Below are 15446 nucleotides of genomic sequence, written 5' to 3'. Positions count from 1 at the left end.
GTAGGGAAACGCCCGGTCCCATTCCGAACCCGGAAGCTAAGCCTACCAGCGCCGATGGTACTGCACCTTAATAAGTGTGGGAGAGTAGGACACCGCCGAACACAATTTGCGAATACCCTGTATTCGGGACCTTTATTGGTTCCGAATACAGGGTATTTTGCTATCTCCACCCGTTTCATCCGTACGCTTTCGCTTCGTGTCGGTATTCCTTGCCTCCTCCTCCTGTGTGCGCCGTCGATGGACACCTGTTTCGGAGCTGCCGTTGTGGGGTATCTGAGACCTGGGAGAGCGGTCACAGCCCTGCGCCTGCCTCCCCATGGACTATTTCCGATCATGGAGGTACGCATGTCCGACGAGCAGATTTTTACCACAACTGACGCCGGTGCCCCGGTGGCGAGTGACGAACATTCGTTGACCGTTGGTGCCGACGGTCCGATTGTCCTGCACGATCACTATCTGATCGAGCAGATGGCCCAGTTCAACCGGGAACGGATTCCGGAGCGGCAGCCACACGCCAAAGGTAGTGGCGCGTTCGGCGTCTTCGAGGTCACTGCGGACATGTCTGCCTACACCTGCGCCGCGGTGTTCCAGCCGGGTGTTGCCACCGAGATGGCGGCACGGTTCTCCACCGTCGCGGGAGAGCGTGGGAGCCCTGACACGTGGCGTGATCCTCGTGGATTCGCACTGAAGTTCTACACGACCGAGGGCGTTTACGACATGGTCGGAAACAACACCCCGGTCTTCTTCATGAAGGACCCTATGAAGTTCCAGCACTTCATCCGTTCTCAGAAGCGTAGGGCCGACAACAACCTCCGTGACCACGACATGCAGTGGGACTTCTGGAGCCTTTCCCCGGAATCGGCGCACCAGGTGACGTGGTTGATGGGTGATCGCGGTATTCCGCGCAGCTGGCGCCATATGAATGGCTACAGCTCCCACGCGTACCTCTGGGTCAACAGTGAAGGTGTGAAGCACTGGGTGCAGTATCACTTCATCACCGATCAGGGTCACGAGTTCTTCACGCAGGACGAGGCCGATCAGATGGCTTCCATCGACACGGACTATCACACGCGTGATCTGTTCGAGCACATCGATGATGGTCAGTTCCCATCGTGGACGCTGAAGGTTCAGTTGATGCCATTCGATGATGCGGTGGCGTATCGCTTCAATCCCTTTGACGTGACGAAGGTTTGGCCGCACGGCGACTATCCGTTGCACGAGGTCGGTCGTATGACGTTGAACCGGAATCCGGTCGATCACCACACACAGATCGAACAGCTGGCATTTGAACCGAACAATCTTGTTCCCGGTATCGGGCTGAGCCCGGATCGGATGTTGTTGGCCCGTGGGTTCTCCTATGCCGACGCGCATCGGTACCGCATCGGTGCCAACTACAAGCAGATACCGGTCAACGCATCGAAGTACCCGGTGCATTCGTACTCCAAAGATGGCGCCATGCGCGTCACGAACGTGAGTGATCCGGTATATGCGCCGAACTCGAAGGGTGGTCCCGCCGCGACCACAGGTTTCCAGGTGGATCCGGGGTGGGCGGCCAACGGTGAGATCGTCCGGTCGGCCTATGTGGACCATCCGGAAGACGACGACTTCGGGCAGGCCGGGACGATGGTCCGTGAGGTTCTCGACGACGCTGCACGAGAACGGTTGACCGACAACATTGTTGGTCACCTTCTGAACGGTGTCAGTGAGCCGGTGCTGGCCCGGGCCTTCGACTACTGGAAGCATGTCGATCCTGATCTGGGCAGCGCAGTCGAAGCCGGCGTTCGTGCCAAGGCAAATGAACTCGACCCCAAGGCTGCAATGCAGGGCAATCCGGCACGGGCCGGCGCACAGCAGAAGGCGTAGGGAGTGCCAGGTCCGAGACGTGGGCCGGAAGAGATTGTTGTCGTTGTTCCTGCGCACAATGAGATGGCAGTTCTGCCCGAGTGCTTGAGTTCGATCGACATTGCCAGAGAAGAGGTCGATGTTCCGGTTCGGGTGGTTGTGGTGCTCGACGACTGTACGGATGGAACTGCGGGGTGCATCCCGTCCGGTGTTGCCGCGATCGAGGTGACGGGACGATCCGTGGGCCAGGCCCGTAAGGCCGGGTTCGACCACGGTGCGTGGGGCAGCAACACGTGGTTCGCAACCACAGATGCCGATTCGGTGGTTCCTCCGAACTGGCTGAGCGAGCAGGTGGTGGCGGCTACCGAAGGCTGGGAAGCCTTCGTCGGCACCATCGCCGCCCGCGATTGGACGGAGTGGCCACCGGAGGTCGCCGAGAAGTTCTTGTCCGAATATCAACCCAGGGACGGGCATCGCCATGTGCATGGAGCAAATATGGGAATGTGGGCATCGGTCTACTTCGAGGTTGGGGGATTTGCGCTGGTCGATCATGACGAGGACGTCGATCTGATTGCCCGCCTGCGACTCGCGAGGGTGCCCATCTGTTGGAGCGGCCGGGCTCCTGTGCTGACGTCGACGCGACGTGACGGCCGAGCGTCCGGCGGCTTTGCCGACTATCTGGCGGACCTCGACAGAGCCGGAGAGGCGTCGTGACCACCGAAGCAATCGCACGGGCAATCAAGATCGTCTCGGACTCCGGGTTCAGCCTTCCGCTGCCGGGTCAAGGTGACACCGGCGGGCGCTTCCGCGAGTTGACGCTCCTGACCCGCAGCAATATTGCTGTGGGGCGCATGGTCGAGGCGCACTGCGATGCCGTGGCAATCCTGCACGAACTCGGTGAGCCGGGAGTCGGGCCGGGTGAACTGTGGGGTGTGTGGGCTGCGGAACCGCCGGCCCCGGTGGTGACTGCGGTGCTCGAGTCGGGAACCTGGACGCTCTGCGGGACCAAGGTCTGGTGTTCGGGCGCTGTGGGCTGCACCCACGCGCTGGTGACGGCCAGGGCCGATGGATGTCGGCGGTTGTTTGCGGTGGATCTTCGAACGAGCGGCGTGCGTCCGGTGGCGAGCGACTGGCACAACCCCGGCATGGCCGAAACCAACACGGCCGCGGTCGAATTCGACCATGTTGCGGCTTGGCCTGTAGGTGAACCCGGGGACTACCTGGACAGGGCCGGATTCTGGCACGGCGGTGTGGGTGTTGCGGCCTGCTGGTTTGGTGGTGCGGTGAAGGTGGCGCAGCCTCTGTACGACAGAGGGGAGTCCGCAGGCGATGACATCACTCTGATGCATCTGGGTGCGGTCGACGCGCTGCTGGCCGCCGGATCTGCACAGCTGAGCCAGGCTGCGCTCGACATCGATCAGAGCCCGGACGATGTGGCAGGCGCGCGTCGTCGCGCCTTCGGCGTGCGGTGGTCGATCGAACAGATCGCTACCGGTGTCCTCGACCGGGTGGCTCGCGCACTCGGCCCGGTTCCGCTCGTCGGAGATGCCGAGCATGCGCAGGCGGTGGCTGATCTGAGTGTGTACATCCGGCAGTCGCACGCCGACCGGGATCTGGTGGAACTCGGCAAGCTCGCCGCGGTGCAGGCGCCATGACCTCATCCGAGCGATTCGGCGCTGTACCCATCGACGAGCAGGGGACCACCGAGGACCAATGGCAGAGCTGGCTGTCCGGACGTGATTGGCCGCCGTTCGAAGAGCACATCGATCGACTGATAGTGCTTGCCGCGCATCCCGACGACGAGATTCTGGGTGCCGGCGGCATCATGATTGCCGCAGCCGCGGCCGGCATCGAGGTGGTGCCTGTCTGCCTGTCCGACGGATCGGGTTCCCATCCGGGATCGCCGACCCTGTCGCCGGAGGAGCTCGGCGTCCGTCGGCGTGAGGAACTCAACGTCGCGACAAAGGTTCTGGGAGTCGGCACATCTCGCTGGGTGGGTCTGGCAGATGGGGAACTGGACCGGGAGCACAGTGCAATGACGGCGATCATCGACGACATCTGTGATGAATCGTCCGGCGCATCCACGGGCTTGCTGACGGTCTGGGAGAACGACGGTCATCCAGACCACCAGGCGGTGGGACGGTGTGCGCGAGAGGTCGCCGTTCGTCGTGGGCTCGAGCTGTGGCAGTACCCGATTTGGATGTGGCACTGGGCAACTCCTGGCGATCCGCAGGTCCCGTGGGACCGCGTCCGCCGCCATCGACTTTCGGCGGCTGCACTTGCCACCAAGCGCGCCGCGATCGCGGCTTTCGAGACCCAGATCAACCCGCTGTCGCCAGACCCGGCCGACCAACCGGTTCTCCTGCCACACATCCTCGAACGATTGACCCGCACATACGAGTACGTTTTCGCCTGAAGGGGCCATGTTGGACAAGAGTTATTTCCACGCGATGTATCGCGCCAGCGATGACCCCTGGGGGTTCAACACCCGCTGGTATGAGGAACGCAAGTACCAGCTGACGCTGGCGGCGCTGCCACAACGGCGGTACCGGAATGCGTTTGAAGCGGGTTGCTCGATCGGCGTGTTCTCAGCACTGCTTGCCGATCGGTGCGACACGTTGTTGGCGGTTGATCTCAGCGAACGGGCCACCGCGATCGCTACAGATCGGCTGGCTCCGGTTGCCGATCGGGTGCAGGTTCAGACGCGGGACTTCGTCGAGGATTGGCCGAACGGAAGATTTGACCTGATCGTCCTCAGCGAGGTGCTCTACTACCTCGACCCGACGCAATTCGAGGCAGTGGTTCGGCAATCTCGGGAGGCCCTCACCGACGACGGCGACCTGGTTGCCGTGCACTGGCGCCGGAAAGTCGAGGAGTACCCGTCAAGCGGAGACGTCGTCCACGACCGGCTGGCTAAGACCGACCTCTCGCATGTTGCGGGCTACCGCGATCGCGACTTTCGTTTGGACATCTATCGCAAGACACCGGGGCTGACGGTCGCCGAACTCGAGGGGCTTGTCTGAGCCGGGTTCAGCGGTTTTCGGGACCCGCGTCGACCACGCTCTTTGCCACATCGACGAGCTTGACGTTGGAATCCTGTGACAATTTCGCCAGCAGGCGGAACGCCGCGGTCGAATCGAGGCGATACCGTTCCATGATCATGCCCTTGGCCTGACCGATCAGATCCCGGCTGTTCAGTGCAGTGCGCAGTTGTTCCTTTTCGCGCACGGTCGAGAAGGCGATCGCCGCGTGCGCAGCAAAGAGCTGCCCGATCGAGCGCGCTTCCTCGTCGAAGGTTGCGACGGACGTACTGTGCAGATTCAGCGCGCCGAAGTTCTCGCCGTCGACGTACAGACAGAAACATGCCATCGAAGCGATGCCGAGTTTGTCCGCTTCGGTCGCGAACCGCGGCCACCGACGTTCGGTACACATGTCGTCGATCCACACGGTTTCTTCGCCGACCGCCGACCTGATGCAGGGGCCTTCGCCGAGCTGTTGTTGCAGTGCATCAGAGTGGCCCGCGAGGTCGCCGATGAATACCGGTGTCTCCACCTGCGTATTTGCGGATACGACCGTGACGCTTGCGTATTCCGTCCCGGGAATCGTGTCGACCGCTGCCTTGGTTATTGCACGCAGAATGGTCTCCATATCGTTGCTTTCGGAGCGCAATTCTCGCGCCACCTCAGCCATACGATTCGTCAATACCAACTGTGAACAATCCATCGCTGCCCCCTTTTTTCAGACCTTCGACACTATAGATACGTCATCCTCCACGTTGGTCTCACTTCGTGGAGATCAGGGGCTGATTGGCCCGGACATCGCGGCGATGGCAGCTTCGATGGTCGGGTAGATGGTCAACGTCTGGTCGAGACCGACCAATCGCAGTGGGCGGGCGGTTGACGGGCCGTCCGCGACAACCCCGAACGAGCCGAAAGGTGCGATGGCTTCGTGCGCGGTGACCAGTACGGACATGCCTGCAGACGACAAGAACTCTGCGGCGGTCAGATCGATGATCAGTCCGCAGGGCTGACCGGTCAAGATCTTGCCAACCGCTTCTGCGAGTTCGGGTGCGGTCAGGATGTCCATGCTGCCGGTCACGGCTAGTACGGCCAGCTCACCGTGGTGGGCGGCGACCACCGATAGGGCAGCACTACCAGAATTGGTGGCGCCGGAATCAACGAATTCCGGGTTCTCGGGGTGCACAGCAGCCAGTCCTTTCGACCTCTAACACTAAAGAGCTCGATCATGACCAAATTTTGGCGATCGAAACTCCGCGGCTGCTGTCTCGACCGGCTTTCCCATTTTGCCACACTGTGGTGGTGCCGGTATCCACCGCACCACCCGGCCCACGCGCCACCCGACGCCCCACCCGAAGCTGCTGGGGCGAGGGTCGGTTGCAGGGTTGCGTGGCAGGCGGAGCAGGCGGAAACGTTCGGTGTCCTTCATCTGAGTGGTGACGGTGACCGGCTGCAATCATGGGTCTGCTGAATCCCGCGTAATCCTCGCTGATACCAGTTTGCCGCTGACAAAACAACAACTGGCACTGGGTTTTTCGGTCTGGTGCCGAAAATGTGAGCCCCAGCACGGGGGGGTTTGAGTCCGTTATGTCTGGGTAAACAGATACAGCGGGTTGCGGCACACAAGTGCTGAAACAGTCAAAGCCCCAGCGAGTGGGAGTAAGGGCCCCGGGCCCTGTCGCCCCCACCGCACCTACGTCTGGAGTTCATTTGATCACCATCGGAGCTATCCTTCTCATCCTCGGCTTCATATTCAGCGTCCCGATTCTCTGGACAATCGGACTGATCTTGGTTGTTGTCGGCGCGGTTCTGTGGGTGCTCGGTGCCACCGGACGCAAGGTCGGAGGTCGAGCTCACTATTACTGAGTCTCGAAGCTGGTGAGCCCAAGTCCTCTGGGGTCTACGGACCCCCGAGGACTTTTCACTGCCTAGACTGGGTCGCTTGACCCACTTTTTTCTCTTCGCCGGGTTACGATTCCGGCCATGTTCACCCACGATGCGAACAGTGCAGGTCAGCGACCACTCACGGCGGCTTCGATGACCAGGCGGCAGCTCCTCGGAGCTGCCGCTCTGGGAACCGTCGGCTTCTCGGTCGGTGCGAGCCTGCTCGGCGCAGGCGCGGCGTCTGCCGGCCCGGGCGGCAGTCCCGGCTCCCAGACGTATGACGTGGTGGTGGTCGGTGGCGGGTTGTCGGGCTTGGCTGCGGCCAAGTCGGTCGCTGCATCCGGTCGGTCGGTGCTGGTTCTCGAGGCGCGCGAACGCGCAGGTGGGCGGGTGCACAACATCTCGACACCCAAGCTGGGTGTGACCCTCGATGCCGGCGCGGAGTTCATCGGACCGACGCAGACGCATATCGCGGCGCTGGCCCGCGAATACGGTGTCGCCACGTTGCCCACGTACAACGAGGGAGACAGCGTCTTCTGGAACAGCGGACAGCGGTCGACCATGCCCAGTGCGCTTGGCCTCCCCATCGATCCGGCCACCCCGGAGGCCGGTCTGGCCTTGGTGGAGCTTGAACTACAAGGACTGCTCAACTTTCCGGTTGGCGAACCGTGGAAGCATCCCGACGCCGGTTATCTGGACTCGGTGACGTGGAAACAGTGGCTGGAAAGCCGGACGATGTCGCCGACCGCACGCATGTTGCTGGGTCTGGCCAGTTCGGCTGCGCTGTCGGCGGAAGCCGATGAGTTCTCTGCGCTCTACTTCTTCAACTACGTGGCAGCTGCGGGCGACGAAGCGAATCCGGGCAGTCTCATCCGACTGCTGAGCACCGCAGGCGGCGCGCAGGAACGACTGTTTGTCGGCGGCGCGGCGCTGATACCACTTCGAATGGCTGCCGAACTCGGTGAGCGGATCGTCTACAACGCGGCAGTCCGTTCGATCGGGTGGGCCGACGATGTTGCCACGTTGTCCACTGATGTTGGAATTATCAAGGCGCGCAAGGTGATTGTTGCCATGTCGCCGGCGATCAGCGGTCAGATCGACTATCTACAGGGCTTGACGGCGCAGCGTGCGGGATTGCACGCCGGCTACCGGATGGGTGCGGTGAGCAAGTTCGCCGCCGTCTACAGCAAGCCGTTCTGGCGGACCAAGGGGTTGTCGGGACAGGTGATCGGAAACGGTGAACCGATCGACGTCTGCTTCGAGAACTACGCCGAAGGCAACCACGTCCTGATGGGCTTCATCTCGGGTGATGCCATGCGTCGGCTGGACCAGGCGCCCGAGGAGCAGATCGTCGCCGAATGCACCGAGAACCTTGTCGACTACTTCGGGCCCGAAGCGCGCGATCACCTCGACCACGGCATCTTCAAATGGGACCTCGAGCCCTGGTCACAAGGGGGACCGGTGGCAGTCAGCAGTCCGGGCACGCTCACGCGGTACGGCCGGGCACTACGGGCGCCCGTCGGTCCGATCCACTGGGCGGGCACCGAGACGGCCGATTACTGGACCGGATACATGGATGGGGCCGTTCGGTCCGGCCAGCGCGCCGCCGGTGAAGTGCTGAGCCGGTTGTGACGGAATGCTTTTCTCGAATTAACTGTTTGACGTAGTAAGCGGCTATCCTGGCTAGCGGCCATTCGGCCATTCCAACCGAACTACATAGCGTGAATCCATCGATTCTGCGGTCTCCGCAGGTGGTGTGATCGTGACGAAAAGGCAGACGTGAACGACAGACGTAACGGCAACGGCAGCAGTCGAGGCAACTCCAACACCGGTCGGCCCACCGATCGCCGCGATGGATCCGACCGCAGTGGATCCGACCGGGGTGGCTTCGTACGCAGTGGTGCTGACCGGGGCGACCGCAACTTCCGAAACGATTCGAACGCTCGTCGTGGCACCGGCTCGGCCAACCGCCCGCCGGAGCCCCCGCTTCCCGAAGATGTTCGCCCGCAAGACCTCGACACCGAGGTACGGCGCGACCTGCTCAGTCTCGACAAAGCAAACTCCGACACGGTTTCACGCCACCTGATCATGACGTTCCGCCTGCTGGACGAAGATCCGCCGCTGGCCCTGGAACATGCCCGTGCCGCCCGGCGCCGTGCCGGTCGTATCGCCATGGTGCGCGAAGCCGCCGGCCTCGCCGCCTACAACGCCCAGGAATGGGCCGAGGCACTGTCCGAACTGCGCGCCGCCAAGCGGATGTCGTCAGGCAGTGCACTGCTGCCGATGATCGCGGACTGCGAGCGCGGCCTGGGCCGTCCCGAGCGTGCGATCGATGTGGCACGCAGCGACGAGGGCCGCACCTTGACCGGTGAGGTCGCTGCTGAGATGCGGATCGTCGAGTCCGGTGCACGGTTGGACCTCGGTGACTTCGAGAAGGCCATCGTCACACTTCAGACCAGTGATCTGGACCCGTCGCGGGTCGGTACCGAAGCTGCCCGCTACTTCTATGCCTACGCTGCGGCACTGCTCGCAGGCGGCCGCCGTGAAGAGGCGATCACCTGGTTCATGAACGCTGCCTCGGCCGACGACGACGACATCACAGACGCCGAAGAGCGCCTGATGGAACTGTCCGAGCCCGAGTCGGAGCCGGAGTCGGTGGACGAGGGGCTGTCCGCACAGGTGCCATCGCAGGTTCGCTCCGAGGCCACGGCAGCCGTTGCCGAACAGGCAACAGCTGTCGAGACGGTCCGGCCCAAGCTCGTCCCGGCCGTGCCCGCCGCAGCCGGTGATCGGTTGCGCGATGCCTACGACGCGCTGCTGCTCGATCTCGACGGCACGGTCTACGCAGGCAAGCTGGAGATCCCGGGAGCCAAGACGGCACTGGACGCCGGAGATCAGAAGAACTACTACGTCACCAACAACGCCAGCCGGTCGCCGGAAACGGTCGCAGAACACCTGCGCGAGTTGGGTTTTGCCGCGGAGCCTGATGAGATCGTCACCAGCGCGCAAACCGCTGCCCGGCTGCTGGCCGAGCGACTGCCGATGGGTTCTCGGGTGCTGGTCGTCGGCACCGAGGCGCTGGTTCACGAGATCCGTTCGGTCGGACTCGGCGTGACCCGCAGCGCCGACGATCGTCCGGCCGCTGTGGTGCAAGGACATTCGACCCAGACCGGGTGGGAGATCCTCTCCGAGGCGGCTCTGGCACTGCGCGCAGGCGCCCTCTGGGTGGCCTGCAATGTCGACGCGACGGTTCCGACCGAACGCGGTCTCCAGGTGGGCAACGGATCGATGGTCGCCGCGGTGGCCCATGCCACCGGCCTGCAGCCACTGGTCGCAGGTAAACCCAACGCTCCGTTGATGATCGACGCCGTGAACCGCAGCGGAGCGAAGACGCCGCTGGTGGTCGGGGACCGTCTGGACACCGACATCGAAGGCGCCAACGCGATCGATGCCGACAGCCTGTTGGTGCTGACCGGTGTCAGCACCGCTGCCGACGCGCTCAACGCACCCGAAGAGCAGCGTCCGACGTTCGTCTCTGCTGATCTGAGCGGACTCAACGCCGCTGCCGACGACGTCATCGTGGGACCTCGCGCGGGCTGGCACGTCAGTGCACTCGACAGCACGCTGACCGTGGTCGCGACCGACGACGACGCCGATCCGGCAGGCGTCCTCTACGCGGTCCTGCATGCCGCCTGGTCGAACGAGCTCACCGCAGCAACGTGGACGGTCGAAGCCGCTGAAGAGAAGGCACAGGATGCGCTGAAGGGCGCAGGCCTACTCGCCTGACCTGATCTGGCCTGAACAGAACTGATCGCGCTCAGCCTCTGGAGAACTCCGAGGCGGCGGTGATCTGTGCGTCGGTGGGTCGCACTCCGGTGTAGAGCACGAACTGCTCTGCGGCCTGGAGTGCGATCACCTGCGCGCCGGTGATCACCGTCTTCCCGCGGGCGGCGGTGATGAACTGTGTCTGTGAGGGCATCGCCACCACGTCGAAGACCGCGTGGGCCGCCTCGACCGCGGCTGCGGTGAACGGCATCCCCTCGGCATCCGGGCCTGCGGCCATCCCGATCGGCGTCGTATTCACCAGCAGCTCGGCGTGTTGCGTACCCAGATCGGGTTTCCAGGTGAAGCCGTATCGCTCCGCCAGCGCGGCTCCTGTCGACTCGTTGCGCGCCACCACAACGGTGTCCGTGAAGCCTTCGTCGCGCAACGCGGCGACCACTGCCTTGGCCATCCCGCCGCTGCCCGCGATCGCAACCGAGCTGCTGGTGGGGATGCCGCTGTTGCGCAACAGATTTGCTGCGGCCTGATAGTCGGTGTTGTAGGCGTGCAATGTGCCGTCCTCGTTGACGATGGTGTTCACCGAATCGATCGCGGCCGCTGAATCATGCATCACGTCAACGAGGTCGATGACCGCTTCCTTGAACGGCATCGAGATCCCGGCGCCGCGTATGTCGAGTCCCCGGATCCCTGCGACCGCCGCCGGTAGATCCGTTGTGTGAAATGCCTTGTAGACGTAGTCGAGATCGAGTGCGTTGTAGAGGTAGTTGTGGAACTTGGTGCCGATGTTGCTCGGCCGTCCCGACAACGAGATGCACAGCCGGGTATCGCGGCGCAGGACTCGAGCGTCGGGTGCGGTCGGATCCGGAGGCGTTCCGGTGTTGGAGGTCATCACTGGACGCTAACAATCAACTGGCCCGAGATCGACTAACCTTGGCAGGCGATGAACCAACCCCTGCCCGGACCCAGACCAACTCCTGGACCAACTCCCGGACCCCGACCGACCCCGGGCCCCATCCCGGCCCCGGTCGCACCCGCTGCTGCCGTCGATCCGGACACGATCAGGCGCGATGTTGCCGCGTTGCTCGAGCAGGCCGACGACGTGGCTGCTACGGCAGACGAGAGCACCGGCGGTGAAGCGCTGGTTCAGCTGGCCAAGCAGGCTCACCTGCTGGAACAAGCACATACGGTGATCACCGACGCCCTGGAGAAGGTCGATCGTGTCTGAGCGTGTGCGCAATGGCGCGTAGGGCACGCCTCGATGCCGAGCTGGTCCGTCGGGGTGAGGCCCGGTCCCGGGACCACGCACGGGACCTGATCGAGGCGGGTCTGGTCAAGGTCAACGGCACGGTGGCCTCCAAACCGGCAACCAATGTGGACCTCGGCGCACCGATCGTGGTGGCAGAGACCAACGATGAGGGCTGGGCCTCGCGTGGTGCCCACAAGTTGCTCGGAGCGCTGGCGGCCTTCGAGCCGCTCGGTGTTTCCGTGACCGGCAAACGATGCCTCGATGCGGGTGCCTCGACCGGCGGGTTCACCGACGTCCTGCTTCGTCGCGGTGCCGCCGAGGTGGTCGCGGTCGATGTCGGTTACGGCCAGCTCATCTGGCGCATCCAGAACGACGAGCGCGTGCATGTGCACGATCGCACCAATGTCCGGAACCTGACCGCCGAGCAGATCGGCGGTCCGGTGGATCTGGTGGTGGCCGACTTGTCGTTCATCTCGCTCAACCTCGTGCTGGCGGCGTTTGCAGATTGCGCCAACGTCGGGGCCGATCTACTGCCCATGGTCAAGCCGCAGTTCGAGGTGGGCAAAGACCGGGTGGGATCCGGGGGAGTGGTCCGCAGTGCCGCACTTCGTGCCGAAGCGGTCACTGCCGTCGCGGAGACCGCCGCGGGCCACGGCCTGCAGACGCTCGGTGTTGTGGCCAGCCCGTTGCCGGGCCCGTCTGGCAATGTTGAATACTTCCTCTGGCTGCGTAAGCAGACCGAACCCGCTGTCGTAGATGACAATGTGCGCATGGCAATTGCCGAGGCGATCGAGAAAGGGCCCCAGTGAGTGATCTGGCGGGTGACCCTGTTGCAGAGGTGTCGGTTGTAGAGGTGGAGACGCCGGAACGCGAGTTCCTGGTTGTCGCCCACACCGGCCGCGACATCGTGCGCGAGACCATGGCGGTCATCGCCAAACGGTGCGCGGACGCCGGTATCGGCTTGCGTGTCATCGATCACGACATCCTGCCCGCACCTCCGGGGCCGCCCTATCTGGGCACCGTCTACCCCCTCGACCTCGAAGAACTGCGCGATATCGGTGCCGATGTCGCCGTGACTCCGGCCGGTGAACAGTCGGCGGCAGGCTGCGAGGTCGTGATCGTGCTCGGCGGTGACGGCACATTCCTGCGGGCCGCCGAACTCGCGCATCCACTGTCCGTGCCGGTGCTCGGAATCAACTTGGGGCACATCGGTTTCCTCGCCGAGGCCGAGGCGAATCGGGTTGATGAGGTGATGACCAAACTCGTCGACCGCGATTATTCGATCGAAGATCGCATGACGCTCGACATCAGCATCCGGGTCGAGGGGCGGGTGATCGCCCAGACCTGGGCTCTCAACGAGGTCAGCATCCAGAACCAGTCACGGCAGGGCGTTCTGGAACTGATCACCGAGGTCGACGGACGTCCGGTCTCCGCATTCGGTGCCGACGGCATCCTGGTGTCGACGCCGACAGGGTCCACGGCTTACGCGTTCTCCGCGGGCGGTCCGGTGATGTGGCCTGATCTCGAGGCCATCCTGCTGGTGCCGTCGAACGCCCATGCTCTGTTCGCGCGGCCGATGGTGACCAGCCCGCGCTCGCTCGTCGCGGTCGAGGTGATGGCACGTGGGCAAGACGCACTTGTCGCCTGCGATGGTCGCCGCAACATCGAAGTACCGGCCGGTGGCCGGATCGAGGTCGTCCGTGGCCGTAAGCCGGTGCGCTGGATCCGTATCGATTCCGATCCATTTGCCGACCGGTTGGTGCGTAAGTTCGAACTGCCGGTCACCGGGTGGAGGGGAAGGCAAATCTAGTGCTCGAAGAAATCTCGATCAGCGGTCTGGGAGTCATCGACAAGGCCAGCGCCGAGTTTCATGAAGGCCTGACAGTGCTGACCGGCGAGACCGGTGCAGGCAAGACCATGGTGGTCACCAGCCTGCATCTGTTGTCCGGTGCGCGGGCTGATCCAGGCCGCGTCCGCACCGGCCAGAGGCGGGCTGTGGTGGAAGGCCGTTTCCGAACAACGGGGACCGATGCCGCAGAGGTCCTTGATTCATCCGGCGCCGAGTTGGACGACGACGGCACGGTGATCGCTGTCCGCACGGTCAATGCCGATGGCCGGTCCCGGGCTCATCTCGGTGGCCGGTCGGTCCCGGTCGGACTGCTCGGTCAGTTCACCAGCGGCCAGTTGGCGATCCACGGCCAGAATGACCAGCTCCGGTTGCTGCGCGCAGAACATCAGCGCGATGCGCTCGACCGTTTTGCCGCCGGCGCGGTGACCAAACCACTCAAGGCGTATCGCGAGGCGCGCGAGCGGTGGGTGACGCTCGCCGATCAGCTCCGTGAGCGACAGGCCAATTCCCGGGAGATCGCACAGGAAGCCGACCGACTCCGGTTCGGCGTGGACGAGATCGACAAGGTGGCGCCGCAGCCCCGGGAAGACGCGGAGCTCGCCGCAACCGTCCGCCGACTCGGCGATCTGGAGACCGTGCGTGCCGCGGCCGCCGCAGCGCTCGTGGCCATCACGGGCACAGACCCGGACGCCGACGGACAACTCGGTGGTTCGGTGCTCGACGGACTGGGTGTGGCCCGAGCCAACGTCAGCACGACCAACGACGACACCCTGCGTGGTCTGCTGCCGCGGATCGAAGAAGCCCTCAGCGTCGTCGGGGACATCGGCGAAGAACTCAGCGGGTTCCTGTCCGGCCTACCCACCGATGCGGCAGAGCTGGAGCAGCTGTTGCAGCGTCAGGCCGAACTGAAGTCGCTGGTCCGCAAATACGCCCCGGACATCGACGGTGTGATCGCCTGGGCCGATGCCGCCCGGTCGCGATTGACCGAGATCGGTGACTCCTCCGAATCCCTGGAAGACCTCGCGGCGCGGGTGACCGCAGCCCGCGACGACGTCGGTGTGGCGGCAGGCAAACTCACCAAGGTGCGCGTGAAGGCCGCGAAGTCATTGGCCACGAAGGTCAGTTCCGAACTGACCGGCCTGGCCATGGGCGACGCTCAACTCGAGGTCAGTGTGTCGCCCGACGATGCGACCGGCAACGATCGCCGGTCCCTCGAGATCGACGGACGTCAGGTCCATGCCGGACCGGACGGCACGGACAAGGTGGAGTTCGGCCTCACCGCACATGCCGGGGCGCCGGTACGACCGATCGCGAAATCGGCATCCGGTGGTGAGCTCTCCCGCGTGATGCTGGCGTTGGAAGTGGTCCTCGCCGGCCCGGGCGGCGGCTCCACGATGGTGTTCGACGAGGTCGACGCCGGTGTCGGTGGCCGCGCGGCCGTCGAGATCGGGCGCAGACTCGCCCGCCTGGCACAGGCACACCAGGTCATTGTGGTCACCCACCTGCCGCAGGTGGCCGCATTTGCCGACAATCACCTGTTGATCGGAAAACAGACCTCGTCGGGGTCAAAATCGGTCAAGGCTTCATCTGTGACGAGTTCGGTGGCTGTCCTGGACCGGGACGAGCGGGTAGCCGAGTTGGCCAGAATGCTTGCCGGACTGGGTGATTCGGATACGGGGCGGGCCCACGCCGAGGAACTTCTCGGTACCGCGGAGCAGGAGAAAGCGGCGTTCTGAACGCGATACACGTGTTGCTCGTGTGACAAAAGTGGCGTGTGTTACGGCGCGCCTCCAACAAAAGTGTCGAGTAGTGGTTCAGTGTTTCC

Annotated in this window: 15 protein-coding genes and 1 rRNA gene; 13 read left to right on the top strand and 3 right to left on the bottom strand. The window is 63.9% G+C overall.

Going from position 1 to position 15446, the window contains the following annotated elements; genetic code table 11:
* From rrf to AC1TPF_RS20450, 6 genes are all read left to right on the top strand, one after another.
* Nucleotides 1–101: ribosomal RNA gene (rrf, locus tag AC1TPF_RS20475) — 5S ribosomal RNA — on the top strand; the annotation flags it as partial.
* A gap of 244 nt (nt 102–345) precedes the next feature.
* Nucleotides 346–1863, top strand: coding sequence for a catalase (locus AC1TPF_RS20470; RefSeq protein ID WP_482139863.1), 1518 nt, complete (start codon nt 346–348; stop codon nt 1861–1863).
* Nucleotides 1864–1866: 3 nt separating this feature from the next.
* Nucleotides 1867–2556: a glycosyltransferase family 2 protein gene (locus AC1TPF_RS20465; RefSeq protein WP_482145130.1), complete on the top strand. Its 690-nt coding sequence runs from the start codon at nt 1867–1869 to the stop codon at nt 2554–2556.
* Nucleotides 2553–3497: an acyl-CoA dehydrogenase family protein gene (locus AC1TPF_RS20460; protein ID WP_482145129.1), complete on the top strand. Its 945-nt coding sequence runs from the start codon at nt 2553–2555 to the stop codon at nt 3495–3497. The genes AC1TPF_RS20465 and AC1TPF_RS20460 overlap by 4 nt, the downstream gene beginning before the upstream one ends.
* A complete protein-coding gene (locus AC1TPF_RS20455) occupies nt 3494–4258 on the top strand; it encodes a PIG-L deacetylase family protein (RefSeq protein ID WP_482139857.1) in 765 nt (254 codons plus the stop codon). The genes AC1TPF_RS20460 and AC1TPF_RS20455 overlap by 4 nt, the downstream gene beginning before the upstream one ends.
* A 7-nt stretch (nt 4259–4265) precedes the next feature.
* Nucleotides 4266–4865, top strand: coding sequence for a class I SAM-dependent DNA methyltransferase (locus AC1TPF_RS20450; RefSeq protein WP_482145128.1), 600 nt, complete (start codon nt 4266–4268; stop codon nt 4863–4865).
* A 7-nt stretch (nt 4866–4872) separates the two neighbouring features.
* Here AC1TPF_RS20450 and AC1TPF_RS20445 read toward each other — a convergent pair whose 3' ends face one another.
* Both AC1TPF_RS20445 and AC1TPF_RS20440 read right to left on the bottom strand, forming a co-directional pair.
* Nucleotides 4873–5532 (bottom strand): GAF and ANTAR domain-containing protein, encoded by a 660-nt coding sequence (locus tag AC1TPF_RS20445; RefSeq protein ID WP_482139854.1) that lies wholly within the window; start codon nt 5530–5532, stop codon nt 4873–4875.
* A 105-nt stretch (nt 5533–5637) separates the two neighbouring features.
* Nucleotides 5638–6045: an STAS domain-containing protein gene (locus AC1TPF_RS20440; RefSeq protein ID WP_482145127.1), complete on the bottom strand. Its 408-nt coding sequence runs from the start codon at nt 6043–6045 to the stop codon at nt 5638–5640.
* A 524-nt stretch (nt 6046–6569) separates the two neighbouring features.
* Between AC1TPF_RS20440 and AC1TPF_RS20435 the strand changes: the two genes are divergently transcribed.
* From AC1TPF_RS20435 to AC1TPF_RS20425, 3 genes are all read left to right on the top strand, one after another.
* Entirely contained in the window at nt 6570–6725 is a 156-nt protein-coding gene (locus tag AC1TPF_RS20435) for a hypothetical protein (protein ID WP_482139850.1), read from the top strand.
* Nucleotides 6726–6842: 117 nt separating this feature from the next.
* On the top strand, nt 6843–8375 hold the full coding sequence (locus AC1TPF_RS20430) for a flavin monoamine oxidase family protein (protein WP_482139848.1): 1533 nt from the start codon (nt 6843–6845) through the stop codon (nt 8373–8375).
* A gap of 147 nt (nt 8376–8522) precedes the next feature.
* Entirely contained in the window at nt 8523–10529 is a 2007-nt protein-coding gene (locus tag AC1TPF_RS20425; RefSeq protein WP_482145126.1) for an HAD-IIA family hydrolase, read from the top strand.
* A gap of 31 nt (nt 10530–10560) precedes the next feature.
* Here AC1TPF_RS20425 and AC1TPF_RS20420 read toward each other — a convergent pair whose 3' ends face one another.
* Nucleotides 10561–11415 carry a shikimate 5-dehydrogenase gene (locus tag AC1TPF_RS20420; protein ID WP_482145125.1) on the bottom strand — a complete coding sequence of 285 codons (855 nt, stop codon included), beginning with the start codon at nt 11413–11415 and terminating at the stop codon, nt 10561–10563.
* A gap of 51 nt (nt 11416–11466) precedes the next feature.
* Between AC1TPF_RS20420 and AC1TPF_RS20415 the strand changes: the two genes are divergently transcribed.
* From AC1TPF_RS20415 to recN, 4 genes are read left to right on the top strand one after another with little or no spacing between them, the layout of a single operon-like run.
* Nucleotides 11467–11751, top strand: coding sequence for a hypothetical protein (locus tag AC1TPF_RS20415; protein WP_482145124.1), 285 nt, complete (start codon nt 11467–11469; stop codon nt 11749–11751).
* A gap of 11 nt (nt 11752–11762) precedes the next feature.
* The gene (locus tag AC1TPF_RS20410; RefSeq protein WP_482145123.1) at nt 11763–12581 is read left to right on the top strand and encodes a TlyA family RNA methyltransferase; all 819 of its coding nucleotides are present in this window, start codon (nt 11763–11765) and stop codon (nt 12579–12581) included.
* Nucleotides 12582–12586: 5 nt separating this feature from the next.
* Complete coding sequence (locus AC1TPF_RS20405; protein WP_482139963.1) at nt 12587–13582, top strand: NAD kinase; 996 nt, start codon at nt 12587–12589, stop codon at nt 13580–13582.
* Complete coding sequence (gene recN / locus AC1TPF_RS20400; protein ID WP_482145122.1) at nt 13582–15357, top strand: DNA repair protein RecN; 1776 nt, start codon at nt 13582–13584, stop codon at nt 15355–15357. The genes AC1TPF_RS20405 and recN overlap by 1 nt, the downstream gene beginning before the upstream one ends.
* Nucleotides 15358–15446 lie beyond the last annotated feature (89 nt).

This window comes from Williamsia sp. Y853 (assembly GCF_056786495.1).
This window is presented reverse-complemented; position numbering and strand designations above follow the sequence as displayed.